Annotated in this window: 25 protein-coding genes and 1 tRNA gene; 15 read left to right on the forward strand and 11 right to left on the reverse strand. The window is 50.2% G+C overall.

The window, feature by feature from the left end; genetic code table 11:
- Positions 1-70 precede the first annotated feature (70 nt).
- Positions 71-161: transfer RNA gene (locus G535_RS0108975), tRNA-Ser, on the reverse strand.
- Positions 162-306: 145 nt separating this feature from the next.
- On the opposite strand from G535_RS0108975, the gene G535_RS0108980 reads away from it, so the two are divergent.
- A complete protein-coding gene (locus G535_RS0108980; RefSeq protein WP_026861760.1) occupies positions 307-2184 on the forward strand; it encodes an acetate--CoA ligase in 1878 nt (625 codons plus the stop codon).
- Here the strand turns inward: G535_RS0108980 and G535_RS13340 are convergent.
- The 6 genes from G535_RS13340 to G535_RS0109010 form a co-directional block, all read right to left on the reverse strand.
- Positions 2181-3167, reverse strand: a complete 987-nt coding sequence (locus tag G535_RS13340; protein ID WP_084616833.1) for a mechanosensitive ion channel family protein — start codon at positions 3165-3167, stop codon at positions 2181-2183. The genes G535_RS0108980 and G535_RS13340 overlap by 4 nt on opposite strands.
- On the reverse strand, positions 3164-3634 hold the full coding sequence (gene bfr / locus G535_RS0108990) for a bacterioferritin (protein ID WP_026861761.1): 471 nt from the start codon (positions 3632-3634) through the stop codon (positions 3164-3166). The genes G535_RS13340 and bfr (G535_RS0108990) overlap by 4 nt, the downstream gene beginning before the upstream one ends.
- A gap of 2 nt (positions 3635-3636) precedes the next feature.
- Positions 3637-4113, reverse strand: a complete 477-nt coding sequence (gene bfr / locus G535_RS0108995) for a bacterioferritin (protein WP_026861762.1) — start codon at positions 4111-4113, stop codon at positions 3637-3639.
- A 37-nt stretch (positions 4114-4150) separates the two neighbouring features.
- Complete coding sequence (locus tag G535_RS0109000) at positions 4151-4375, reverse strand: bacterioferritin-associated ferredoxin (RefSeq protein ID WP_026861763.1); 225 nt, start codon at positions 4373-4375, stop codon at positions 4151-4153.
- A gap of 68 nt (positions 4376-4443) precedes the next feature.
- Positions 4444-4884: a DUF3429 domain-containing protein gene (locus G535_RS0109005; RefSeq protein ID WP_026861764.1), complete on the reverse strand. Its 441-nt coding sequence runs from the start codon at positions 4882-4884 to the stop codon at positions 4444-4446.
- Positions 4885-5850 (reverse strand): calcium/sodium antiporter, encoded by a 966-nt coding sequence (locus G535_RS0109010; RefSeq protein WP_026861765.1) that lies wholly within the window; start codon positions 5848-5850, stop codon positions 4885-4887.
- A 90-nt stretch (positions 5851-5940) separates the two neighbouring features.
- Here G535_RS0109010 and G535_RS0109015 point away from each other — a divergent pair, with 90 nt between their 5' ends.
- Positions 5941-6900, forward strand: a complete 960-nt coding sequence (locus tag G535_RS0109015; protein WP_026861766.1) for a CorA family divalent cation transporter — start codon at positions 5941-5943, stop codon at positions 6898-6900.
- Here G535_RS0109015 and G535_RS13345 read toward each other — a convergent pair.
- The 3 genes from G535_RS13345 to G535_RS0109030 form a co-directional block, all read right to left on the reverse strand.
- Entirely contained in the window at positions 6877-7986 is a 1110-nt protein-coding gene (locus tag G535_RS13345) for an ABC transporter ATP-binding protein (RefSeq protein WP_198678977.1), read from the reverse strand. The genes G535_RS0109015 and G535_RS13345 overlap by 24 nt on opposite strands.
- Positions 7973-9577 carry an ABC transporter permease gene (locus G535_RS13350; protein ID WP_084616879.1) on the reverse strand — a complete coding sequence of 535 codons (1605 nt, stop codon included), beginning with the start codon at positions 9575-9577 and terminating at the stop codon, positions 7973-7975. The genes G535_RS13345 and G535_RS13350 overlap by 14 nt, the downstream gene beginning before the upstream one ends.
- 62 nt (positions 9578-9639) lie before the next feature.
- Positions 9640-10668 carry a Fe(3+) ABC transporter substrate-binding protein gene (locus tag G535_RS0109030; RefSeq protein WP_241970444.1) on the reverse strand — a complete coding sequence of 343 codons (1029 nt, stop codon included), beginning with the start codon at positions 10666-10668 and terminating at the stop codon, positions 9640-9642.
- A gap of 182 nt (positions 10669-10850) precedes the next feature.
- On the opposite strand from G535_RS0109030, the gene G535_RS0109035 reads away from it, so the two are divergent.
- The 13 genes from G535_RS0109035 (at position 10851) to G535_RS0109095 (ending at position 24198) form a co-directional block, all read left to right on the forward strand.
- Positions 10851-12686, forward strand: a complete 1836-nt coding sequence (locus G535_RS0109035) for a cation:proton antiporter (RefSeq protein ID WP_026861768.1) — start codon at positions 10851-10853, stop codon at positions 12684-12686.
- Positions 12686-13159, forward strand: a complete 474-nt coding sequence (locus tag G535_RS0109040) for a hypothetical protein (RefSeq protein ID WP_026861769.1) — start codon at positions 12686-12688, stop codon at positions 13157-13159. Before G535_RS0109035 ends, G535_RS0109040 begins: the two co-directional genes overlap by 1 nt.
- 10 nt (positions 13160-13169) lie before the next feature.
- Complete coding sequence (locus tag G535_RS0109045; protein WP_026861770.1) at positions 13170-13493, forward strand: BolA family protein; 324 nt, start codon at positions 13170-13172, stop codon at positions 13491-13493.
- Positions 13494-13561: 68 nt separating this feature from the next.
- Positions 13562-14743: an enoyl-ACP reductase FabV gene (gene fabV / locus G535_RS0109050; protein ID WP_026861771.1), complete on the forward strand. Its 1182-nt coding sequence runs from the start codon at positions 13562-13564 to the stop codon at positions 14741-14743.
- A 242-nt stretch (positions 14744-14985) separates the two neighbouring features.
- Entirely contained in the window at positions 14986-16326 is a 1341-nt protein-coding gene (locus G535_RS0109055; protein ID WP_026861772.1) for a Na(+)-translocating NADH-quinone reductase subunit A, read from the forward strand.
- Positions 16327-16328: 2 nt separating this feature from the next.
- Positions 16329-17525, forward strand: a complete 1197-nt coding sequence (locus G535_RS0109060) for an NADH:ubiquinone reductase (Na(+)-transporting) subunit B (protein ID WP_026861773.1) — start codon at positions 16329-16331, stop codon at positions 17523-17525.
- The gene (locus G535_RS0109065; protein WP_026861774.1) at positions 17518-18303 is read left to right on the forward strand and encodes a Na(+)-translocating NADH-quinone reductase subunit C; all 786 of its coding nucleotides are present in this window, start codon (positions 17518-17520) and stop codon (positions 18301-18303) included. Before G535_RS0109060 ends, G535_RS0109065 begins: the two co-directional genes overlap by 8 nt.
- Complete coding sequence (locus G535_RS0109070) at positions 18296-18931, forward strand: NADH:ubiquinone reductase (Na(+)-transporting) subunit D (RefSeq protein WP_026861775.1); 636 nt, start codon at positions 18296-18298, stop codon at positions 18929-18931. Before G535_RS0109065 ends, G535_RS0109070 begins: the two co-directional genes overlap by 8 nt.
- A gap of 10 nt (positions 18932-18941) precedes the next feature.
- Positions 18942-19550, forward strand: a complete 609-nt coding sequence (gene nqrE / locus G535_RS0109075) for an NADH:ubiquinone reductase (Na(+)-transporting) subunit E (protein WP_026861776.1) — start codon at positions 18942-18944, stop codon at positions 19548-19550.
- Between the two features lie 46 nt (positions 19551-19596).
- Entirely contained in the window at positions 19597-20838 is a 1242-nt protein-coding gene (nqrF, locus tag G535_RS0109080) for an NADH:ubiquinone reductase (Na(+)-transporting) subunit F (RefSeq protein ID WP_026861777.1), read from the forward strand.
- Between the two features lie 7 nt (positions 20839-20845).
- Positions 20846-21859: an FAD:protein FMN transferase gene (locus G535_RS0109085; RefSeq protein WP_241970443.1), complete on the forward strand. Its 1014-nt coding sequence runs from the start codon at positions 20846-20848 to the stop codon at positions 21857-21859.
- A 14-nt stretch (positions 21860-21873) separates the two neighbouring features.
- The gene (nqrM, locus tag G535_RS0109090; protein ID WP_026861779.1) at positions 21874-22086 is read left to right on the forward strand and encodes a (Na+)-NQR maturation NqrM; all 213 of its coding nucleotides are present in this window, start codon (positions 21874-21876) and stop codon (positions 22084-22086) included.
- 9 nt (positions 22087-22095) lie between these two features.
- Positions 22096-24198 (forward strand): aminotransferase class V-fold PLP-dependent enzyme, encoded by a 2103-nt coding sequence (locus G535_RS0109095; RefSeq protein WP_034727964.1) that lies wholly within the window; start codon positions 22096-22098, stop codon positions 24196-24198.
- 8 nt (positions 24199-24206) lie between these two features.
- Here G535_RS0109095 and G535_RS13355 read toward each other — a convergent pair whose 3' ends face one another.
- Complete coding sequence (locus G535_RS13355) at positions 24207-25196, reverse strand: WD40/YVTN/BNR-like repeat-containing protein (protein ID WP_051207107.1); 990 nt, start codon at positions 25194-25196, stop codon at positions 24207-24209.
- Positions 25197-25250 lie beyond the last annotated feature (54 nt).

Here is a 25250-nt window from a genome sequence, read left to right on the forward strand (position 1 = left end):
AGGGTTCTCATCAAATCCGCTCACTGCACCAGATACAAAAAAACCGCCACAAGGGCGGTTTTTTTGTATCTGGCGGAGAGAGAGGGATTCGAACCCTCGATACGGGGTTACCGTATACACACTTTCCAGGCGTGCTCCTTCAGCCACTCGGACACCTCTCCTAGAGGCTGCGTATACTAAGGGAATGGCCCGCGTGAGTCAACGACTTCACGGCAGGTTATCGACGCCTACGACTCAAGTCGAATAGGAATTGGGCGCTATCGCGCTAAAGTGAGGGAAGTCATGTTTTATACAGAGGATGTCGCAATGAGCTATCCCCACGATTATGAGTATTCGTTACAGCAGCCGGAACGCTTTTGGTTGAAGCAAGCGCAGCGTTTGCATTGGTTTCGAGACCCGCAAACGGCGGCAACGTTAAAACCGGAAGGTACTGCGGATTGGTTTGCCGATGGGCAGCTGAATATGGCGTTTTGCGCGCTTGATTACCATGTCGATAACGGCCGTGGTGAGCAAACGGCGCTCATTTACGACTCGCCAGTGACGGCAACCAAGCAACGCTTTAGCTACCGAGAGCTACGAGACCAGGTGGCGCACTTTGCCGGTGTATTAAAACAACATCATGTGAAGAAAGGCGACCGCGTGGTAATTTACATGCCGATGATTCCGCAGGCGGCCATTGCCATGCTGGCGTGTGCGCGATTAGGTGCGGTGCATTCGGTGGTGTTTGGCGGATTTGCACCTCATGAACTGGCCGTTCGTATTGATGATGCAAAGCCTAAAGCGGTGATCACGGCCTCGTGTGGGGTCGAAGTGAATCGTGTTATTGCCTATAAACCTTTAGTGGATAAAGCCATCGAGCTGGCGACTGAGAAGCCGGCCCAGGTTTTTGTTTGGCAGCGCGAACAATGTCAGGCGGAGCTAATGGCACCGCGTGATGTCGATTGGCAACAGGCGTTAACACAAGCTACCCCTGCGGAGTGTGCGGTGATGCAGGCGACGGACCCGCTGTATATCCTTTACACCTCTGGCACCACCGGCAAGCCGAAAGGCGTGGTGCGTGATACCGGCGGCTATGCGGTGGCGCTGCGTTACTCAATGGATATTGTCTATGGTTTACAGCCTGGCGAAGTGATGTTCAGTGCCTCAGATGTGGGGTGGGTCGTCGGCCACTCGTACATTGTGTACGGACCGCTGCTCACCGGTGCGACCACCATTCTGTATGAAGGTAAACCTGTGCGCACGCCTGATGCTGGGGCGTTTTGGCGCATTTGTGAGGAATACGGCGTGCAGGTACTGTTTTCGGCGCCGACGGCATTTCGAGCCATCAAAAAAGAAGATCCAGCAGCGCATGCCTTGCAGCACTATGATTTATCTGCGCTGCAACGCATTTATATGGCTGGTGAGCGGCTTGATCCGCCAACTCTGGCATGGACGCAGGAGGTCACCGGTAAACCTGTTTATGACCACTGGTGGCAAACGGAATCTGGCTGGCCGATTTGCGCGAACCCTGTCGGTCTAACCGAGTATCCGATCAAGCCGGGCTCGTCGACCTTACCGGTTCCGGGTTTTGATATTCGCATCTTAGCTCCGAATGGGGAGGAGCTGGAGGCCAATCAACAAGGGGCGGTGGCGATCAAATTACCGTTACCACCAGGGTGTCTCACCACTATTTGGGGGGATGACCAACGCTTTGCTAGCAGTTATTTATCCGACCTACCGGGCTACTACAGTAGTGGTGATGGCGGCTACAAGGATGATGATGGCTACGTCTATATTATGGGGCGTACGGATGACGTTATTAACGTGGCGGGGCACCGCTTGTCGACAGGGGAAATGGAAGAAGTACTGGCGATGGACCCTGCGGTTGCGGAATGTGCGGTAATCGGCATTGCGGATGAACTCAAAGGCCAAGTGCCACTGGGTTTGGTGATCATTAAAGATGGTATCGCTATTGACCATGCTGAACTAAGTGCGCGCTTGGTTCAGTTGGTGCGCAACGAAATTGGCGCGGTGGCCTGTTTGAAGCAAATCCATGTGGTGCCACGCTTACCGAAAACACGCTCAGGAAAAATTCTCCGTCGCTTACTGCGACAATTAGCGGATGGCGAGGCGAACGTTAGCATTCCCTCCACCATTGATGACCCGAACTGTGTTGATGAGCTACGCACACAATTGACGCGTTAGAGGTCCTCTGCGGCGTCATTCTTTGAAGGGCGTTCATGCACTGGCTCAGGCGGCGGTGTTTCCGTATGGCCTTTGACGGTGCGGATGCGCCCATCTGCCTGCCAACTTTTGATGTGCAAGTCGCGTTGCGGGAACGGAATTTCGATACCGTTTTCCGTCAATGCCGTATGAATCTCCCACATAAAAGCCGCTTGCACGGCACCGGGACGATTGACCGCTTCGGGTTTAAGCCAAACCACCAACTCAAAATTGAGCGCACTCTCACCAAATTCGACTAACCAGACTTGTGGCGGGCGGTGCGAGCTATCCGTCAGCGTATGTGGTACGCGTTCAGCGGCTTCCAGCACAGCACGTTTCACCAGCTCTTTGTCGGTACCGTAGGCCACGCCAAACGGCACTTTAATGCGACGGTAAGTATCGCGCATGGTCCAGTTGGTGACCCGACCACTCACGAACTCTGAGTTCGGCACTATGATATCGATATTGTCATTGGTGGTGATGATGGTACTGCGAATATTGATTTCTTTTACTTCACCGGTGACCCCTGATTCGAGCTCAACAAAGTCGCCCACTTTCAGGGTTTTCTCAAACAACAGCATGATTCCAGCAGTGAAGTTGCTGATAAGGTTTTGTAAGCCGAAACCAACACCAATACCGACGGCACTGGCAAAAATCGCAAACTTGGTAAGATCAATACCCATCGAAGCAATCGCGATTAAGAAACCGACTAATAAAATCACATAGTGCGTGAGTCGTTTGAGGGCATAAACCGACGATGGCGCGAGGCTATTGTGGTAATTGCCATAGCGTTGTAGGGCATTTTGGACGATTCGCGAAATAATGTAGGCGGCGATAAGAATCGCTAGAAAGCGGAAGACAGCGCCGTAGGTGATCACAGTTTCACCTACGGAGAATAAGTCATGCTCGAGCCAATCAAAGCCCTGTTTGATGGTCTCGATAACGCTATCTAGCGAGGTCGTCACATTTGCGCCTGCAGGTAGAGTGGCAGACCTAAGCGGTCAATCAATGCTAATTGTTGGCGCAACCAGTACGCGTGGTCTTCTTCGGTGTCTTTAAGAATACCGACGAGCATATCGCGGGTGACAAAGTCTCCTGATTGTTCACAAAAGGCGATAACTTCCCGTAGGGTTTTCGCGTTGTTATGCTCCAACGCCAAGTCGTTGGCCAACATGGTTGGCACGTCATCGGCGATGGTGTGAGCTTCGCGCTGGTTCATGTTCGGCCGACCACCGAGAAACAGTATGCGACGGATCAATAAGTCAGCATGAGCTTGCTCATCGTCCACTTCATGGTTAATGCGCTCGTAAAGCTTGTTTAAGCCCATATCTTCGTAGCGACGCGAGTGCGCGGTGTATTGATCGATAGAGGTCAATTCAAAGGCCAACAAACGATTAAGCTGGTTGACGACAGCTGCAGCATCAAGCGCCATGGTTACGATTCCTTATGTAATTTCGTTTGTAAGTACGTTGCGCTACCTAACTGAGCGATCAAGTCTAGCTGGGTTTCGAGCCAGTCGAGGTGCTCTTCTTGTTGTTCGAGAATTTCTTCGAGTTCATCACGGGTGACATAGTCTTGGTGTTGTTCACAGAGCGCGATAGCTGCGCGTAGGGCTTCAACATCGGCCGCTTGAACCTTTTTATCGAGCGCCAACATTTCATCAGGATCTTCGCCAATGTAGAGCTTGCCTAAATCTTGTAGGTTTGGCAGCCCACCTAAAAACAGCAAACGCTCAATGATGTCATCAGCGTGCTTCATTTCGGCGATTGAGGCTTTATAAATGATATGGTTAAGCTCATCAAAGCCCCAGTTCTTGTACATGCGCGCATGTAAGAAATACTGGTTGATGGCGGTTAACTTGCGGGTGAGAATGCGGTTCAGCTCTTGTAGAACCTGTGGTTCGCCTTGCATGGCACACTCCTAAGCTAGATACAGATTAGACTCTAGCTTAAGCGTAGCACACCGTGGTTGGCAAGAGGGTATCTTTAAGTAAACGGGCATTGCGCTCGTTTACCGCATCGGTTAGCACTTCTTTGGCGCAACTCTTGCAGCAGCCACATTGTGAGGCCACGCCATAGCTTTGGCGCAACTCACGAAGGCTAGAGATGCCATCTTCGTGCACCGCTTTGCGGATGGTTTTATCGGTAACACCTTTACAAAGACAAACGTACATAAGAACCTCGTCAAACACGTGGCTCTTATACTAATACAAATGCGAACGATTCGCAAATGTATTAGTGTTTAGATTGAGATAATCACCAAGATGATGTGCAGGGCCACTACGGTAAAGGTCAAACGACCACGTAGTTCGATGTACCATGCGTGATCAGGGCTTTGCAGGTGGCGCTTTTCAAACTTTAACCAGAACAAATGCGCCACCGCCAAAATGCAAAGCAATACCAATGACGACAGCCAGTGCGCCGCCACGAACACCGCAATCCCGACAATGCTAGGCAGCATGCTCCAATGCAGTTCACGGGTTGGCGCGTCATCGCGAAGCATGGCGAGTCCCCAATGCACACCACCTAAGAAGCTTAAGATAATGGCACTATAAATGACAAACAGACGAATGCTCGCTGCAGCTTCAAGATCAAGCAAACCACCTAGGGTGAAGGCCAAGAATGGTACCAGCCCAAGAAACCCAAGGCGTTGCGCAGTATGAATGGCGTCATTGTGTAGCATTTAGAATCCTGTTTTCAGTAAGTAGAGTGTATAGGCAACATAACAACCTAGCAGAATACCACCGTGAATACGGTTCAAACGCGTCGGACGATGAACACGGAAGCTGAAAATGACCAGCAAAAACGTAAGTAGGGTCATCGCTAACCAGTCACGATGCAGCACCAATGGCTCTAGCGAAATCGGATGAATCGCGCCGGCAATCCCCACCACGGCCAAGGTATTAAACATGTTTGAGCCAATAACGTTCCCAAATGCGAGGTCATGTTCATTTTTGCGTACAGCAACAATAGCGGAGGCAAGCTCTGGTAGTGACGTGCCAATGGCTACCACGGTTAAGCCAATCACTAGGTCACTCACTCCTAGGGCCATGGCAATATCGACAGCCCCCCACACCAGCAGGCGTGAACTCACCACCAGCAAAATCAAGCCGACAATAAGCCAAAAGGTTGCTTTGCCAATAGGCATCTGATGCTCTTTGATTTCTTTATCGAAGTCAGTGGCGAGTTGGTCATTGCTGCCGCGTGAGCCCTGATAAACACTCCAGCCCATGTAACCAGCGAAGATAGCGAGCAGCATCCACGCCTCAATACTGGTAATGGTCAAATCGTAAAGCGGCCATGCCATGAGTAGCGTGATTGCGATCAAAATGGGCATTTCGCGTTTAAGTACTTGACTGCTCACGGCAATTGGCGCTAAAACAGCGGTGATACCAAGTACTAGCGCGATATTAGTGATGTTGGAACCAAAGGCATTACCTAGAGCTAAGCCCGGATTACCTTGGCTAGAGGCGAGCGCGGAAACAACCATTTCAGGTGCAGACGTACCAAAACCAATCACCAGCATACCGATTAACAGTGGCGGCATGCCAAAATGATTTGCCGTTGCAGCCGCGCCATCAACAAATTTATCGGCGCTCCAAACGAGTAGTACTAAACCAAGAACAACCGCGACAACAGCGAGTAACATGAACCATCCTTAATCGTGTGGAAACTCAAATTGCCTGCTATTGTAACGTCAAAGCCAAAAACAATGAAACTGCATCATTAAGGAGAATATATGACGCAGCCTCGCCCTGAGTTTTTAATCGATAGCTGGGACTTTTCAGCTCACCCAGCACAGCCCCTGAGCGATGATCTCCAGCACGCTGAGCATCGTTGGTTTCACATTCAACGAGACTTGCCGGGAATTGAACGTTGGTTAGCCAGCAATGGTATTCCTGCACCTTTAATTGATGCTGTGCTCGAGGAAGACACGCGACCACGTTTTGAACGCAATAACGATGGTTTTTTGTTGATCCTACGTGGCGTGAACCTAACGGAAGGTGAGCGCCCAGAAGACATGTTAAGCCTGCGTATTTTGTATTACAAAGGTGCCATTTATAGCTTCCGCAAGCGCCCGGTGAAGTCCGTTGGGGTTATTCGTGAGCGTTTGCAACAGCAACAAGGGCCAGAGTCTTTGCACGATCTGTTGATCACCTTGATTGAGGAGATGAACAATCGTTTGGAAGAATTGCTGGATGTGATTGAAGTCGAAATGGAGCAGCTTGAAGACGACGAAACCGCAGGGACGACAGCTGAACGTCAGCGTAAGCTCACGCTATTGCACCGTCGAATGTTACGACTGGTGCGCTTTGTGCGGCCACAGTTGACCGCCATTGAGCGTCTTGCTACAGATGGTGCCAAGTGGCTTGAGCAAGAAAATGTGCAATGGTTGGTGAATGAACGTGACGCCGTACAGCGTGAGCTTGAGTCGCTTGAAATGTTGCTCGAGCAGGTTTGGATGTTGCGTGAGCATTTGCAGCAAGAAGTCGCCGAGAAAATGAACCGCAATACCTACTGGTTATCGGTGATTGCAGGCGTTTTTCTCCCCATTAGTTTTTTGACTGGGGTGTTTGGGATCAACATTGGCGGGATGCCTGGAGTAGAAAGTGAGGGCGCCTTTTGGACCTTTTGTATTGCCCTAGGCGCCATTGCCGTGGTCGAGTTTCTGCTGTTACGCCGACTGCGCTTCTGGTAAACCGTCAGGGAATGCGGGCGCTTGGTTAGAAAAGCCAGGCAGCTCGCAATGGTCTGCGGCAAACACCACTAAGTGGTCGAAGTCAGGTCGCAGGCCCAGCTCATCACCCACTCGTAATTGTTCATGGGACGGGCTTAAGGTGAGGACTTCAACCCCACTGGTGAGTTCGACGGTATAGAGATTGTGGGCACCACGAAAGCCTCGCGCCTTAATGGTGCCACGTAATCGCGATTGCGGGTCGGGCACTAGGTCATCAGGACGCACCAAAAAGTTCACCGGTGTGCCATCGGCAACCGCGCTTAAACTTGGGTGCTCCAACATACCGAGCGGCGACGCCATACGACCGCTGGCATTGACTGTCCCCTGTAGTAATACCCCATGGCCAATAAAGTCCGCGACCATTTGATGTCGTGGTTGGTGGTAGAGCTGGTAAGGTGTATCCCATTGCAACAATTCACCTTGGTACATGACGCCAGCTTGGTCGGCCATGGCAAAGGCTTCTTGTTGATCATGGGTGACCAACAAAGCGGTGATTTGTTCTTTCTTCAGTAGTTCACGCACCTCAATGGCCAGACGTTCCCGTAATTCAGCATCGAGGCTTGAGAAAGGTTCATCCAGTAATAACAAACGTGGACGCGGGGCTAATGCGCGAGCAAGAGCGACACGTTGCTGTTGACCGCCAGAAAGCTCATGTGGGTAACGCTTCTGATACCCCGGAAGGCCAATACGGTTAAGTAACTCATCTACGCGTAGTTGTTTTTCTTGATGGCTTGCGTGACGCATGCCAAAACTAATGTTTTCCGCGACGGTAAGATGCGGAAATAATGCAAAATCTTGGAACACCATGCCAATGCCACGTTGTTCTGGGGCTTGTGTTGCGGTTGGGCTTGAGACCTGTTGTCCGGCAAGAGCGATAGCACCTGCCGTAACACTTTGAAAACCTGCAATCGCCCGCAGGAGCGTGGTTTTGCCACAGCCACTGGGTCCCAGTAGGCAGCCAATATCTCCTGCGTTCAATTGCATTGAAACGCCGCGCACAATGGCTTGTTTGCCGAGTTGAATGTGCAGATGATCAAGCTGTAACAGGGACAAAGTCTTGCTCCTTGAGTGCATTTTGCTGAGATTTTAACATGGCACGTGACAATAAAATCACCGGAATGAGTCCGACCATCACCATCATCAACGCTGGCGGTCCAGCATCGGCAAGGCGTTCGTCACCGGCCATTTCATAGGCACGTACGGCGAGGGTATTAAAATCGAATGGACGCAACACTAAGGTTGCTGGCAATTCTTTTAAGACATCGACGCCGACCAAAATGAGGGCTGTTAATACGCTTGGCCGCAACAACGGTAAGTGAATCATACGTAATACTTGCAAGGGTTTGTAGCCGTGAATGCGCGCGGCTTCGTCCATGCTCGGTCGAATTTCGGCAAGACCGGCTTGCAAGGTTTGCAATGCAACACTTAAAAAGCGTACCGCATAGGCAAACAGTAGGGCAAACAAGGTCCCAGAGAGCAACAAGCCTGGATTCCAGTCAAACCAAGCTTTACTGATGTCAATAATGACATGGTCAGCAGCTGTTAATAAGACTAACAGGCCAACAGCTATGACCAGGCCGGGAATCGCGTAACCAAGGCCAGCGAAGGCGACGCTAGTGCGTATCCAGCGATTCGGCAATTGCCGACGACCGTAGGCCAGCCACAAGGCAACTAGTACCACAAGTAGCGCGGCAACCATAGCCAAGCTAAAACTATTCCAAGTGAGGTTCCAAAACGTTGGGTCGGTCCATACCTGCCAGCGTTCTATTGACCAGCTTGCCAACTGCATGGCCGGCAAGATAAAACCGAAAATCAGCGGCAACCAACAGACCACGCTGGCGAGCCAAGCTTTACCACCGCGTAATTCAAATGGTGTTGCCGGGCGCGGGTTGCGTTGATCGTAGCGGGCTTGTCGACGTGACCAACGTTCAATCAAAATCAAGGTGATCACGGCAAGCAACAATAGTCCGGCAAGTTGTAGGGCACCATATAAATCACCCAACCCATACCAGGTTCGGAAAATACCTGTGGTGAAGGTGGTGACGCCAAAGTATTGGACCGTACCGTAATCGGCGAGGGTTTCCATCAGCGCTAAGGTTGTACCTGTTACTATGGCGGGGCGCGCAAGCGGCAGCGCGATACGCAAAAAGCATTGCCATGGCGTCAAACCAAGGCTACGACCAGCTTCCAGCGTCGTCGCCGACTGTTGGATGAAGGTGGCTCGCGTGATCAAATACACATAAGGGAAGAGCACTAAACTCAGTACTGCAATAGCGCCTCCGAGGCTACGAATTTGCGGGAACCAGTAATCGCCGTAGCTCCATCCAAACCATTCACGTAAGGATTGTTGAACCGGACCGCCGTAGTCGAGCATACCGGTGTAGGTATAGGCAGTGATGTAGGCTGGCATTGCTAAAGGTAGTAAGAGCGCCCAACTGAGAAAACGCTGACCGGGGAAGCGGCAACTGGTGGTCAGCCATGCCGTTGAGACGCCTAAAACGATAACACCTACAGTAACACCCGCCATCAACAATAGAGAATGACGCACATATTCAGGAATGACCGTTTGCCAAAGGTGAGAAAGGGTGCTGAAGTCGCCGCCGAACAAGAGTTCGAGCAAGCTCCAGACGATCACCATTAACGGTAGCCCCAGCACTAATGCTGAGGCGATTAAGGACGCTTGACGCCAGCGTTGCACGCTTAACGCCAACCTGCACGGTTCATTAATTTAACCGCAGCTGCGTTATTTTCACCAAGTACGCGCATATCAATATCGTCCATTTGGAATTCACCCCAGTTTTGCAAGCGTTCACTCCACTCGACATCCGTAACGGCCGGGTATTCATTATTGGTTGCTGCGTACCAAAGTTGAGCTTCTTCAGAAAGCAAATAAGCAATCAATTGTTGCGCTGCATCCTTATGCTTAGCGTGTTGCGTTAAGCCAATGCCAGACACATTTACATGGGTGCCGAAACTGTCTTGATTGGGCCAAAAAATGCTAACTTTGCTGGCAGCCTCGCGCTCCGCGGCGTCATCTGATGCTTCCATCAAACCAAGGTAATAGGTGTTCGCGACGGCAATGTCACAAACGCCAGCAGCAACAGCTTTAATTTGGTCGCGGTCACCGCCGACCGGAGGTTTAGCCAGGTTGCCGACTAAACCTTTGGCCCATTGTTCAGTTTTCTCTTCACCCCAGTGCGAAATCAATGCTGCGGTGAGGGACTGGTTATAAATGTTGTCTGACGAGCGGATACACACATTGTTCGCCCATTTTTCACTGGCTAAATCTTCATAGCCGTTTAGTTCACTTGGGTCTACTTTGCCTTTCGCGTAAAAAATAGGACGCGCACGTAAGCTTAAGCCAACCCAAAGGTTGTCTACCCCGTGCAGATGTGCGGGCACTTTGTTTAACACATCAGTGCTAGTGATCGGCTGGAAGATGCCGGCTTCTGCGGCACGATGTAAGTTGCCCGCATCAACAGTTAAGAACAAATCTGCAGGACTGTTCTCGCCTTCATGCTGTAAACGCGCTAACAACGCATCGCCATTTCCGGTTAAGAGACGTACGTCAATACCTGTTTTTTCGCTAAACTGTTCCAATACCGGTTTGATCAGCGCTTCTTTTCGCGCAGAATAGACGTTAATGGTTGCAGCGTTCGCTAATGAAGCTGAAAGCGCTAACGTGACGGTGGCGATAGAAAACAGTTTTTGCATTTTCGGTAATCTCATAACTTGATAACCTCGTAGGAAGTGCAACTATTTTATCGGAAATCACATGAAAATGTGATCCTCGCGAAGCAATTTGAGAACATTTTACGCAAATGCGAATGATTATCAACTAGAAAGTCGCGTAAAGTGATGTAAAACCGTCGCATGCAGTAAACAAGGATTTACAAGGAGCAGTACCTGTTATGTCAAATATGTCCGCGCTAGCACTTATTGGCGTTCTCTCTATCTTGTGTCAGTGGTCTGCGTGGCGCTTGAAAATTCCTGCTATTTTACCCTTATTGCTGGTCGGTATGGCGGTTGGGCCAGGATTCGGCTGGCTACAACCTGACGCGGTCTTTGGTGACGTGCTGTTCCCGTTGGTGTCGTTGTCGGTGGCGATCATTCTGTTTGAAGGCAGTTTGACCTTAAAAATGGAAGAGATTCGTGGCCATGGCCGTATGGTCACCCATTTGGTCAGTATCGGTATGTTAGTGACCTGGCTTGCCATTGCGCTGGCGGCATTTCTATTAATGGACTTTGGTTGGGAAATGGCCGCACTCTTCGGTGCCTTAGTGGTGGTCACAGGACCTACGGTGATTATGCCGATGTTGCGTTCAGTGCGACCGAAGTCGAATATTGCCAATATTCTGCGCTGGGAAGGGATTATCATTGACCCTATTGGCGCCTTGCTGGCGGTTTTGGTTTATGAATTTATCGTGGCGAGCCAAGGAGCTGGCTTTTTGCATGCCATGCAGGCGTTCGCCATTACCATTGGTGTGGGGTTTGCGCTCGGTTATGCCGCCGGAAAAGTGTTGGGTATGGCGCTGAACAAAGGCTGGTTGCCGCACTATCTGAAAAATGTCGCAACCCTCGCTGCGGTGCTGGGAGTATTCGCCTTATCGAATGCGCTGCAACACGAATCAGGCTTGTTGACGGTTACCGTGATGGGCATGGTGATGGCCAATACCCGCAACTTGCACTTAGAAGATATTCTTGAATTCAAAGAAACCCTAAGTGTGTTGTTGATTTCTGGCTTGTTTATCATTTTGGCTGCGCGTTTAGACGTCGATGCTTTCAGTCAGCTTGGTTTACCGGCTGTGATTTTGCTGGCAATTATTATCTTCGTGGTACGCCCACTGAGTGTCTGGATCTCGGCCATTGGTACCCGCCTCGACGTCAAAGAAAAGGTGTTGTTGTCGTGGATTGCTCCGCGCGGGATTGTTGCCGCCGCCGTGTCGGCGTTATTTGCCTTAAAGCTGCAACAAGCGGGATGGAGTGAAGCTGAGCTCTTGGTGCCACTGGTATTTTTGGTCATTCTAAGTACCGTGGTGTTACAAAGCCTCACTGCGAAACCTTTGGCGCACGCGCTGAAACTCCGTGAGCCGCCAGCACAAGGCTTTTTGGTGTTTGGTGCCAATGCCACCGCCCGTCAAATCGCCAAGTCGTTAAAAGAGCATGACTTACCGGTGCTGCTTGCCGACACCAACTGGGAAAACATCAAGCAAGCTCGGATGGAAAATTTGCCGGTGTATTTTGGTAACCCGACCTCGGAGCATGCTGAAAACAATATGGATTTGACCGGGATCGGTCGGGTGCTAATTTTGTCACCTTACAAGCAATTGAACCCGGTGGTGGCGTTGCACTTTATGGATTGGTTCGATAGTGAGCGTATTTACGGTTTACCCAACAACGAACACGATGCGCCGGCGCGCAACCAGCTTTCGGAAAGTTATCGTGAGCGCTTGAAGCTGTTTGGTAAAGGTGTGACCTTTTCGAAGTTAGCTAGTTTGACCTTCCAAGGCGCGCAAATGAAAACTACGGCGATCACCGAGAGTTTTAGTTTTCAAGATTATCAAGAGCGTTACGGCAACCGTGCCATTCCGATGTTTGCCGTAGATGAGCGCAAACATTGCCATGTGTTCACCTCGGATCACACCTTTGAACCTAAACCGGGTTGGCAGATTGTTGCTTTAATTACGGCCGAGGAGATCTCGGAACAGCAAGCGGTGAAACAAAACCGCGATAAAGAGGATAGCTAATGGTGAAGGCAACCCAATGGCTTGTGCTAAGCGCGACTCTAGTGCTTAGCGCCTGTGTGCCGCAAGGGCCGGAAGTTCCCAGCTCAGCCTACGATGTCGTGCATGCGGTGAACATGGAATCCTTGCCGAACCAACAGTGGCAACTGAGTGACGGCGTGATTCAATTGAGTTTTTGTCGTAACCGTGTCAATGAGGCCTTGATGGCGACCGAAGCAGAGCTGCGCCGCTGGCGCTACGCTCAAGACGAGTCCTCGCTGCCGAAGCAACGGCAAGAAGGGGTGCAGCACTTGGCTTATTTATACCTCGAGCATGATGTGATGCTGTGGCAGGTGTGGGGAACCTTTAGCTCGCAATTGTACCGCGTGGCGGCTCCGGCGGATGCAGATGCACCGTCCATCCACCATGCGCTTGCAGCGTTAGGGCGCGACCCATCCGTCTGTTACAGCTCGCTTGACAGTTCCGCCCAGCGCTAAGGAGAAAAGTATGCATGCCACCGCAGAGCTTCTGCAACAACGTATTTGTGAGGCACTTACGGTCACCCACCTTGAGGTGATCAATGAAAGTCATTTGCATGGTACGCCCACGGATGACTCGCACTTTAAGGTGGTCGTGGTGAGTGAGGCTTTTGCTGGACAACGTTTATTGGCTCGGCATCGTCAAGTTAACGCTGCTGCGGCAACTTTGTTGGCCGGCCCCATCCACGCCTTAGCCATCCATACCTATACACCTGATGAGTGGCAACAGCAGTCACAGGCGCCTGATTCGCCGGAATGTCTCGGCGGCAGTAAGCTTGACGGTCACAACTAATCAGATGTGTTTTCCCTGTGCGGTCAGTTACACTGCTGCGCAAGTTATGTAAGAAACAGGATAAAATAATGGTTATTCAGCCTAAAATTCGTGGTTTTATTTGTACGAACGCACATCCAGTAGGTTGTGCTGCGCACGTGCGCGAGCAAATTGATTACATCAAGCAACAGCCGAAAGTGGCCGGTGCGCCGCAGCGCGTCTTGGTCATTGGTTGTTCAACAGGCTATGGCCTTGCGTCGCGAATCACTTCGGCGTTCGGCGCTGGGGCGAAAACCCTTGGCGTGTGTTTTGAAAAAGAACCAACGGAAAAGAAAACCGCGACCGCTGGTTGGTATAACACCGCGGCCTTCCATGAAGCAGCACACGCTGAAGGTTTGTATGCGGAAACCTTAAACGGTGACGCCTTCTCTGATGAACTCAAAGCAGAAACGATTGCACGCATTAAAGCGGAAATGGGACAAGTGGATTTGGTGATTTACAGCCTTGCGTCGCCAAAGCGTAAAGACCCAGAGTCCGGTGAAGTTTACAGCTCAACCCTGAAACCAGTGGGTAAGGCTTACACCACCAAAACCTATGACACTGACAAAGACTTGGTGAAAGAGATCACCCTTGAACCCGCCAACGACGACGAAATTGCGAACACCGTCAAAGTCATGGGTGGTGAAGACTGGGAGCGTTGGTTGAAAGCCTTGGCTGATGCGGGCGTGCTTGCAGAAAATGCGAAAACTACTGCTTACACCTATATCGGTAAAGAGCTGACGTGGCCAATCTACGGCCATGCCACTATCGGTAAAGCGAAGGAAGATCTGGACCGTGCTGCAGCGGCAATTCGGGGTGACCATAGCGATCTTAATGTCGAGGCTTACGTATCATCATTGAAAGCCTTGGTGACGCAAGCTAGCTCGGCGATTCCAGTCATGCCACTCTACATCTCGTTGATTTATGGCGTGATGAAAGAAGAGGGCACCCATGAAGGCTGTATTGAGCAAATCTACCGTTTGTTCACTGAAGGCCTCTACGCCGATAACGCTGTGTTGGATGAAGCTGGACGTTTCCGGATGGACGGTAAAGAAACCAACCCTGAGACCCAAGCGAAGATTAAAGCACTATGGGATCAGGTGACCCAAGAGAACTTCCATGAGCTTGCTGATTATGAAGGCTATCATGCTGATTTCTTGAAACTGTTTGGTTTTGGAATGGCGGGTGTCGACTACGATGCGGACGTCGATCCAGTGGTCCTTTGGTCGTAATTTAGACAAAACCTCAAAGCGCCGGAATAAAACAAAATTTGTGCCCTGTAAGGTGGTAACTCAGGGCACAAAAGTGCTAAAATGCCCGCCCTAGGTGACTATGTACAAAAAATGGTCAGTGTGGTGTCGGCTCGCTTATGCAGCTAATACTGCGCTAACCTCATGATTTATCAGGTTTCAGGGGCTGTTTACAGCACTTCTGAAGAAAGATTCATCTTCCCTAACGAGTAGTGCAAACGCGTATGATTACGATCAAGAAAGGGCTGGATATCCCAATTAAGGGAGCTCCCCAGCAAACTATTGAAGATGGTCAATCCATCACCACCGTTGCCGTCCTGGGTGAAGAGTACATTGGAATGCGTCCAACCATGCATGTCAAGGTTGAAGACCGCGTTAAAAAAGGCCAAGTACTTTTCGAAGACAAGAAAAATCCAGGGGTAAAATTCACTGCACCAGCTGCTGGCGTCGTTAAAGACGTGCTACGTGGCGCGAAACGTGTTTTGCAAGCAGTCGTCATCGAAATTGACGGCGATGAGCAAGAAACTTTCGCTACCTACGAAAGCAAAGCTCTGGCGGGTCTTGAGCGTGACAAAGTTGTTGAGCAACTGAATAACGCTGGTCAATGGGTAGCGTTACGCACGCGTCCATTTAGCCGTAGCCCGAAGCTTGATGCAGAGCCTGCAGCGATTTTTGTCAACTGTATGGACACCAACCCTCTTGCCGCAGACCCAGCAGTTATCATTGCTGAACAGCAGCAAGCATTCGTAGATGGTCTGAATGTTTTGACCACCCTTACGAAAGGCAAGGTTTACGTCACCAAAGCTGCCGATGCGAAGGTCGAAACCGGCGATGCGAAAGTGCAACTCGAAAGCTTCAAAGGGGTTCACCCTGCGGGCCTCGTAGGTACGCACATTCACTTCCTTGAGCCTGTGAGCATGACCAAGCACGTATGGCACATCAACTATCAAGACGTGATTGCCTACGGTAAGTTGTTCACTACCGGTCAAGTTCATACCGATCGCGTTATCGCGCTAGGTGGTCCAGGTGTGAAACAACCGCGTTTGCTACGTACTCAACAAGGCGCCAACTTGCGTGAGTTGACCCAAGGCGAATTAGCTGAAGGGAACCAACGTATTGTTTCTGGCTCTGTTTTAAATGGCCATAAAGTTGATGATGCGCATCAATGGTTAGGTCGTTTCCATCTGCAAGTAAGTGTTTTGCCTGAAGGTGATCAGAAAGAATTCCTTGGCTGGGCTGCCGCAGGTGTGAACCAGCATTCCATCACTCGTGCATTTGCCGGTCATTTGTCGCCGAAGAAATTATTCGCGATGAATACGTCGACCAATGGCTCTGAACGTGCCATGGTACCAATCGGTAACTACGAGCGTGTGATGCCGTTGGATATCTTGCCAACTATTTTGTTACGCGACTTATTGTCTGGCGATACTGATGAAGCTCAACAAGTGGGCTGCTTAGAGTTAGACGAAGAAGACTTAGCCCTTTGTACTTATGTTTGCCCAGGTAAATACGAGTACGGCCCAGTCTTACGTAACGTGTTAACGACTATCGAGAAAGAGGGCTAATCATGGGCTTGAAAAACTTTATTGAGCGGATTGAGCCGGACTTTGAGAAAGGCGGTAAATACGAGAAGTGGTACGCGCTTTACGAAGCTGTTGCGACCATTCTTTACACGCCGGGCAAAGTAACCAAAACAACCACCCACGTGAAAGACCACGTCGACTTGAAACGGATCATGATTTTCGTTTGGTTGATGACCTTCCCAGCAATGTTCTGGGGTATGTACAACGTGGGTAACCAAGCGTCATTGGCGCTTGCGAACGGCTATGAGCTTGCTGATGTTTGGCAAGTGGGGTTATTCCAAGCTTTAGGTGGTGATTTCGCTGGCGCGAGCTGGGGTACTAAAATGTGGTACGGTGCCTGTTTCTTTTTGCCGGTGTACCTAACCACCTTCGCGGTTGGTGCGTTCTGGGAAATTCTTTTCGCGACCGTACGTAAGCACGAAATCAACGAAGGTTTCTTCGTAACTTCTGTGTTGTTTGCCTTAACCCTGCCAGCGACCATTCCATTGTGGCAAGTCGCTTTAGGTATCACCTTCGGTGTGGTGTTCGGTAAAGAGATCTTCGGCGGTACTGGCCGTAACTTCTTGAACCCTGCCTTGACCGGTCGTGCGTTCTTGTACTTTGCTTTCCCTGCGTCAATCTCAGGTGACAAAGTATGGACTGCCGTCGATGGCTTCTCTGGTGCAACCTTATTGGGTCAAGCAGCGACCGGCAGCAACTACTTCGATAACATGGACATGTGGTGGGACGCGTTCTACGGCAACATCCAAGGTTCAATGGGTGAAGTTTCTACCTTGATGATCCTGATCGGTGGTTTCGCCCTGATTTATTTCCGCATCGCTTCATGGCGCATTGTGACCGGTGTGTTCCTCGGTATGGTGGCACTGTCTGCGTTATTCAACGCGATTGGTAGTGATACGAACATGATGTTCCAGATGCCTTGGTACTGGCACTTAGTCGTCGGTGGTTTCGCCTTCGGTATGATGTTCATGGCAACGGATCCGGTGTCAGCATCATTTACCAACAAAGCGAAATTTGCGTACGGCTTCTTGATTGGTGCGATGACTGTGTTGATTCGTGTGGTCAACCCGGCGTACCCAGAAGGCATTATGTTGGCAATCCTATTCGCGAACGTCTTTGCGCCATTGTTTGACCACTTTGTTGTACAGGCGAACATTAAACGGAGACTAGCACGTGGCTAAGAAGAACGAATCGTTAGGCAAAACGTTATTTGTCGTGATCGCCCTCTGTTTAGTGTGTGCGATCGTGGTAGCAGGTTCAGCGGTTGGTTTGAAGCCAATCCAAGAGAAAAACGCCGCGTTAGACATGCAGCGTAACGTTCTTGATGCTGCTGGCTTATTAGAGCCGGGCACTGACGTCATCGCGGTATTTAACGAGCGCGTTGAAACCAAGTTAGTCAACCTTGATAGCTTGCAAGTGGTCACTGAAGCAAACGGCGAAGATGCGGTGAACTATGACCCTATCGCTGCAGCGAAGAAACCTGAAGCAAGTACGAAGCTTGATAAAAGCGACGATATCGCTGGAATTGGTAGCCGCGAAGACGTGGCCAAGCTTTACTTCATTAATGACGAGCAAGGTAACCTTGAAACCCTCGTGGTGTACGTTCGCGGCTACGGCTTGTGGGGAACCATGTACGGTTTGATGGCGTTGGCCCCAGATTTGAATACTGTGAAAGGTATCAACTTCTACCAACACTCTGAAACTCCGGGCCTGGGTGGTGAAATCCAGAACCCTAAGTGGGTTGCACAGTGGGAAGGTAAAGAAATCTACGGCGCTGACCAACAGGTTGAGCTTGACGTAATGAAGAACCCAACGCAGCCGAACCATGACATTGATGCTCTTTCAGGTGCAACCCTTACCAGTAATGGTGTGGATAACCTGGTTGCATACTGGTTCAGCGATAAAGCTTACGGTCCACTATTTGAAAAAATTCGCAAGGGGGAGCTGAGCAATGGCTAGTAGCGCAAAAGAAATGAAAGAAGTCCTCTTTGGACCGATCTTTGCCAACAACCCTATTGCCTTACAGATCCTAGGTGTCTGTTCTGCATTGGCTGTAACCTCGAAAATGGAAAACACCGTGGTAATGTGTATTGCACTTACCTTGGTTACCGCCTTTTCGAATTTATTTATCTCTTTGATTCGTAATCACATTCCATCAAGTGTTCGAATCATTGTGCAAATGACCATTATTGCCAGTTTGGTAATTGTTGTTGACCAGGTACTCCGTGCCTACGCTTACAGCATCGCAAAAGAGCTTTCGGTTTTCGTTGGCTTGATCATTACCAACTGTATCGTAATGGGTCGTGCTGAAGCCTTCGCGATGAAGAGTTCACCAGGTTTATCGTTCCTTGACGGTATCGGTAACGGTTTGGGTTACTCTGTCGTACTTCTGAGTGTTGGCTTTATACGTGAACTCTTTGGTTCAGGTAGCTTGTTCGGTTATCAAATCTTATCACTCGCTTCTGAGGGTGGTTGGTACCAGCCGATCGGTCTATTGATTTTGCCACCGAGCGCATTCTTCATCATCGGCGGATTTATCTGGGTACTGCGTACCTTCCGTCCTGAGCAAGTAGAGCCGAAGGAGTAAGGAGCCGATCATGGAAGCTTATATTAGTTTATTTGTTAAATCGGTATTCGTAGAAAACCTTGCCCTGTCATTCTTCTTGGGCATGTGTACCTTCTTGGCGGTATCGAAAAAAGTTAAAACAGCCTTTGGTCTAGGTGTTGCTGTTATCGTTGTTCTTGGTATTTCGGTACCAGTGAACAACCTTGTGTACCACAACATTTTGGCTCCCGGCGCGTTGGATTGGGCTGGTTTTCCAGACGCAGACCTTAGCTTCTTGCGTTTCTTGACCTTTATCGGCGTTATCGCTGCTTTGGTTCAGATCCTTGAGATGGCGTTGGACAAATACGTTCCTGCGCTCTACAACGCTCTAGGCATCTTCTTACCATTGATCACAGTAAACTGTGCGATTTTCGGTGGCGTTTCGTTCATGGTTGAGCGTGATTATACCTTTAGCGAAAGTATCGTTTACGGTATTGGTGGTGGTGTTGGCTGGGCACTTGCAATCGTTGCACTGGCAGCTGTACGCGAGAAACTGAAGTATGCAGACGTACCAGATGGTCTTCGTGGCCTTGGTATTACCTTCATCACTGTCGGTCTCATTGGTTTGGGCTTTATGTCATTCTCTGGCGTATCCCTGTAATAGCACCAGTAACGAAAGCAACGGATAATAAAAGAGGTAAGAGTCGATGCAAGGGCAAGATTTAACACTTATAGCGCTCGGCGTAGGCATGTTTACCGTGATCGTATTAATTTTGGTAGCGGTGATTATGTTCGCTAAATCAAAGTTGGTACCTCAGGGTGACGTCGAGATTTTGATTAACGACGACGAAGATAAGAAAATTACCACGCAACCTGGTGCGAAGTTACTAGGTGCGTTGGCCAATTCAGGTATCTTCGTGTCGTCGGCATGTGGTGGTGGTGGCTCATGTGGCCAGTGTACCGTTAAAGTACTTGAGGGGGGCGGTGATATCCTGCCAACCGAACGTGACCACATCAACAAGAAAGAAGCCCGTGAAGGTGTACGTCTTTCATGTCAGGTAAACGTCAAACAAAATATGAAGATCGAACTTCCTGAGGAAGTCTTCGGTATTCGTAAGTGGGACTGTACCGTGAAGTCGAACGACAACGTTGCGACCTTCATTAAAGAGTTTGTTGTACAGTTGCCAGAAGGTGAAGAAGTTCCTTTCCGTGCCGGTGGTTACATTCAGATTGAAGCTCCACCGCATCATGTGAAATACAAAGACTTCGACATTGAAGAGAAATTCCGTGGTGATTGGGAACGTTTTGGCTTCTTTGACATTGAGTCCAAAGTTGATGACGAAACGATCCGTGCTTACTCGATGGCGAACTATCCAGACGAGAAAGGCATCATCATGTTGAACGTGCGTTGTGCAACGCCACCACCAAACAACTTAAGCCTGCCAGCAGGTAAGATGTCATCGTACATCTTTAGTTTGAAAGCGGGTGATAAAGTCACGATTTCTGGTCCATTTGGTGAGTTCTTCGCCAAAGATACTGACGCGGAAATGGTCTTTATCGGCGGTGGTGCTGGTATGGCGCCAATGCGTTCACACATTTTCGATCAATTACGTCGTTTGAACACCAACCGTAAGATTTCATTCTGGTACGGTGCGCGTTCGAAGAAAGAAATGTTCTACGTTGAAGACTTCGATATGTTGCAGCGCGAGAATGAAAACTTTGAATGGCACGTGGCGCTTTCTGATCCACAACCAGAAGACAATTGGGAAGGTGATACTGGCTTCATCCATAATGTTCTTTTCGAACGTTACTTGAAAGACCACGAAGCACCAGAAGATTGTGAATTCTACATGTGTGGACCGCCGGTGATGAATGCCGCGGTCATCAATATGCTCAAAGACTTGGGCGTAGAAGATGAAAACATCATGTTGGATGACTTTGGTGGGTAATTAAGTGATGATGTCATCATTACGTTATATCTGGCTAGCCCTGGTAGGGCTAGCCTTTTTTGTTTCTTGCTCCCATGCACCGCAGCAGCTTGCTGTCTCTGGTGAGACCATGGGAACGACGTATCATATTCGTTATGTCTCGGCGAACCCGCGGCATGACACCGAAGAGGTAAAGTCGCGCGTTGACACTTTGTTGGCACAGATCAACGGCCAGATGTCGACCTACGACCCGGAATCGGAGCTCTCGCGTTTCAACCAGCGACAATCGACCGAGCCTTTGGTGGTGTCGCGTGCGCTCGAGGAAGTCGTGCGTCGGGCGTTGGAAATTGCCGAAGAAACCAATGGTGTACTCGATGTAACCGTCGGACCTTTGGTGAATCTATGGAGTTTTGGCCCGCAACAACGTCCTGAACGTGTGCCTACTGTTACTGAACTTAAGGCTGCTCAAGCGCAAACGGGTTACCACCACTTGGTGGTAGAGAACCATCAGTTGCAAAAACGCATTCCAGAGCTCTATGTTGACTTATCGACGATCGCTAAGGGCTATGGCGTGGATCGCGTTGCTCGTCTACTTGAGGGCATGGAGATCCAAAATTATTTGGTCGAAATTGGCGGCGAAATGCGGATGAAAGGTGCAAAGCCTGGTAATCAGCCGTGGCGTATTGCGATCGAGCGTCCTGATAATACCCAGCGTGCCGCGCAACGGATTATCGAACCGGGCAATAACGCTGTAGCAACTTCGGGTGACTATCGTAACTATTTTGAACAAGACGGCGTGCGTTATTCACATATTATCGATCCGAATACGGGCTATCCGATCCAGCACAACTTAGTGTCTGTGACCGTGGTCACTTCGACCAGTATGGATGCTGATGCTTATGCAACTGCATTAACGGTCATGGGGCCGGAGCGTGCGCTTGCCTTTGCTGAAGAAAAGCAGTTGGCGGTGTTGCTGATCACGCGTGAAAACGATACGTTTAAAGAGTACACTAGTACTGCTTTTCTACCTTATTTGCAGTAACTCTGGAGGTCCGCATGGGGTTGTTTTTAATTGTTTTTGGCATCTTTTTGTTAGTGGTGCTCGCCATGTCGGTAGGGTTCATTGTGCAACAAAAATCGATTTCAGGAAGTTGTGGCGGGATTGCCTCGCTGGGCATGGACAAAGCCTGTGATTGCGATGAGCCTTGCGACGATAAAAAGGCGCGCATGGCAAAAGAAGAAGAGTGGAAGAAAAACCAAATTCATTAAGTGGTAAACATGGTCACACCTATACATATTCGTCCAAAAGAAGACGAAATCTATCTCGACTGCAATGCAACAACTCCGGTACTGCCGCAAATCGCTGCGGCAGTTTCGCATACCATGGAGCAGGTGTTTGGGAATCCAAGTAGTAGCCATATTACTGGATTACAGGCACGTTATATCCTCGATAACACGCGCCGGCTGGGCCGCGAAGTTATCGGCGCGCCGCGTGGCCATTTGGTCTTTACCAGTGGCGCGACAGAAGGTATTCAAACGGCAGTGTTGTCGGCGCTGACCCATGCGCAACAGCCCACTCAGGGAAAGTATCTGTTGTATGGGGCGACGGAACATAAAGCTGTGCCGCAAGCTTTAGCACATTGGAATGAGTTGCTTGGCATTGGTGCTGAGTTGAAAGCGATTCCGGTGGATCAAAATGGCTTACTTGATTTTGATTTCATCAGCGCACACCTTCCACAGGCGCTGATGATTTGTACCATGGCGGTGAATAACGAAACTGGCGTGCGACAAGATTTAGCGACCTTAGAAAGAGTCATTCGTCAGGTCGCACCTGAAGTACCCTGGATGGTAGATTGCGTACAGATGCTTGGCAAAGCTGACTTCGCGCTGTCGGAAACCACCATTGATTACGCGCCTTTTAGTGGCCACAAACTCTATGGGCCGAAAGGCATCGGCTTTTTGTATGTACGTGAGCAACGACCTTTCACGCCATTAATTATTGGTGGTGGCCAAGAGCAAGGGTTGCGCTCAGGCACTGAAAACTTACCGGGTATTGCAGCGCTGCATACTTTATTTGAGTTGTTGTTGGATAAACAACAGCAAGTGTTTAAGCCGGTGACCGTGTTAAACCAGTACCGCGAGCAATTGCTGGAGGCGCTTCGCATGGCCTTTCCATCGCTTGAGCTGAATCATGCGTTGGAATATTCGGTTCCGACCACCTTGAACTTTTCGGTACGTGGTGTGCCGTCACGTGACATCATGGATGTCTTCGATGCCGCCAATATTCGGGTTAGCTCAGGTTCGGCCTGTAGTTCAAAAGTGACCCGTAGTTTCGTGCTTGATGCCATGGGGCTAGATGACTGGCGCTCACAGTCGGCGATTCGTTTATCGTTCGGGCCGGCCACTGAACAGGCAACGATTGATGCTGCGTGTCAGCGCATCAAAGAGGCCGCGCATGCGTTACGACAATCATGCCTACTGCTTAGCGACACCAATGAAGATTTCGATAGCGAGCTTGACGGCGTGGTGCAGTTGCGCTTTGACGCACACTGCTGCTACTTAGTCATTGACCGTAGTGCCCGCGAGATGGCGGTGATTGATCCGGTCCCGCAACTGGCTGAACGGATCGAAAAGTTAGTGGCCTGTCAGCATTATCGTGTGAAAGCGGTGGTGACGACCGAGCAACAAGGCGCAGATAGTCCTGCGGCAATGTTGGCACAGTTGTTATGCGCCAGTGGTTGTGATGCGGCACGTGATAACGTCGGTTGGCCACTTTCGGCGGCGGCCGATTGTAGTGTGCCGCGTGATTGTGACGTGCCAACCGATGGCTGTTTACTGGTTGGCAATCGTCGTTTGTATCGTGTCGGTACGCGTCAGCCTATTTATTTGTTGAGCTCACCTATTGCTGCGAATGCTGAAGCCAAAGTTGATTTTGCCTTTATTGGTGAACAAGCGTCGCCACAATTGTTGAATCAAGCTGTGGGCAAGCATACCTTGCTCTGTGCCAAGACCGACGAAACCTTTGCGATTGCGCAGCTCTTGGATGAGTTGAACGACACGCCTTGTGGTTGTGAGCTGGTCAATATCGGCCCAGAGCAGCAACTGGAGTGGCTACGTCGTCCGGAAACCTTAGTGCTTGATGTGCGTGAGCAGCAAGAACACCAAGTGACGCCGCTCGAACTTCCAGCGCAAGTGATGAATGTGCCATTGACGCGTTTGGTGCAGTTTATTTATGACTATCGCGAGACCTTTGCTGATCGCCCGGTCGTCTGTCTCTGTCGTTCAGGAAACCGTAGTGGTGTGGCGGCACAAGTGCTAACCCGCTTTGGTTTTTGTAACGTCAGCCACCTTGCTGGTGGCATGGCGTTACTTAACTTGTAAAGCGGTAATTAATCGTTGCGCGGCACGGCAAACCGCGCAACATACCCGTCCTTACCAATCAAATAGCAGTTCACGCTATTACAGGCTGTATTCCAAATATTCTCTTCGCTTAACAGTTGCCAGTCCTCACTGTCTTTATTCGGTAAGTATGCAGCACCTGCAGGATTGGTGACCAGCAAGCCTTGGTCATTGGTTAGGGTTAAGCTGTAAAGCGCACCTGCAAGGGGCGGTTCACTGAGCTCGGTGAAGGTGCCTCGGTGGTACTCGGCAATACGCGGACGGCGTTCGGGCTGGTTGAGATCACCGCCAACCATTAACACGTGACGTTCGTTAAGTGGCCAAACACTTGCAATACCGGCGGCTGGGCCGGCGGCAATCGGGGTATCGATCGCTTTGAAACGAATGCCCGAAGCGCGTTTTACCAGCAAGCGCGCGGTACTGGCATTGGCCGTGCCCATTGCCCAGACATCGTTATTGAAGCGAACACAACCACCGCTCGCAGCTAAACCACCTTCGGCGTCGAGCGGAGGGCTGTCGATAGCATTGCGTGAAGGCAACCAATTGCGTCCATCTGGAGCGCGCACGAGGTCCCACTGGCCATCGATACTATCGCCATAGACCCAAGCTTCGTTGGTCCGTGGCACGACCGCGAGACAATTGAGGAATTGGTTGCCGCTGGCGCGATAGCGCAGTTGCCAGTTTTTCCCGCCGTTATTGCTGTAATAAATGCGTGAGTCACCGTTCGTACCAATGCTAAGGGCGTAGGCGTGCTGATCATCAAGCGCTTCGATATCACGAAACTGCAATTCACTGCTGGTCGGTTGGCTATAGTCCCAGGACTGGCCACCATCGATACTACGCGCAATGGTGGCCTTACTACCGCTCAGCCAAATGACCTTGGGACTAGGACTGCTGATGCCAATCCAATTGACATCAGGGCGTGAAGACAAAACATGCACATCAATCGCGAGTGCAACAATAGTGGTCAGTACAGGCATAACACTCTCAATAGGGTATTAACGTTATCCTTACGATAAACCATGCTGTGACTG

Source organism: Pseudidiomarina sediminum DSM 21906 (genome assembly GCF_000423165.1).
GTDB lineage: Bacteria > Pseudomonadota > Gammaproteobacteria > Enterobacterales > Alteromonadaceae > Pseudidiomarina > Pseudidiomarina sediminum.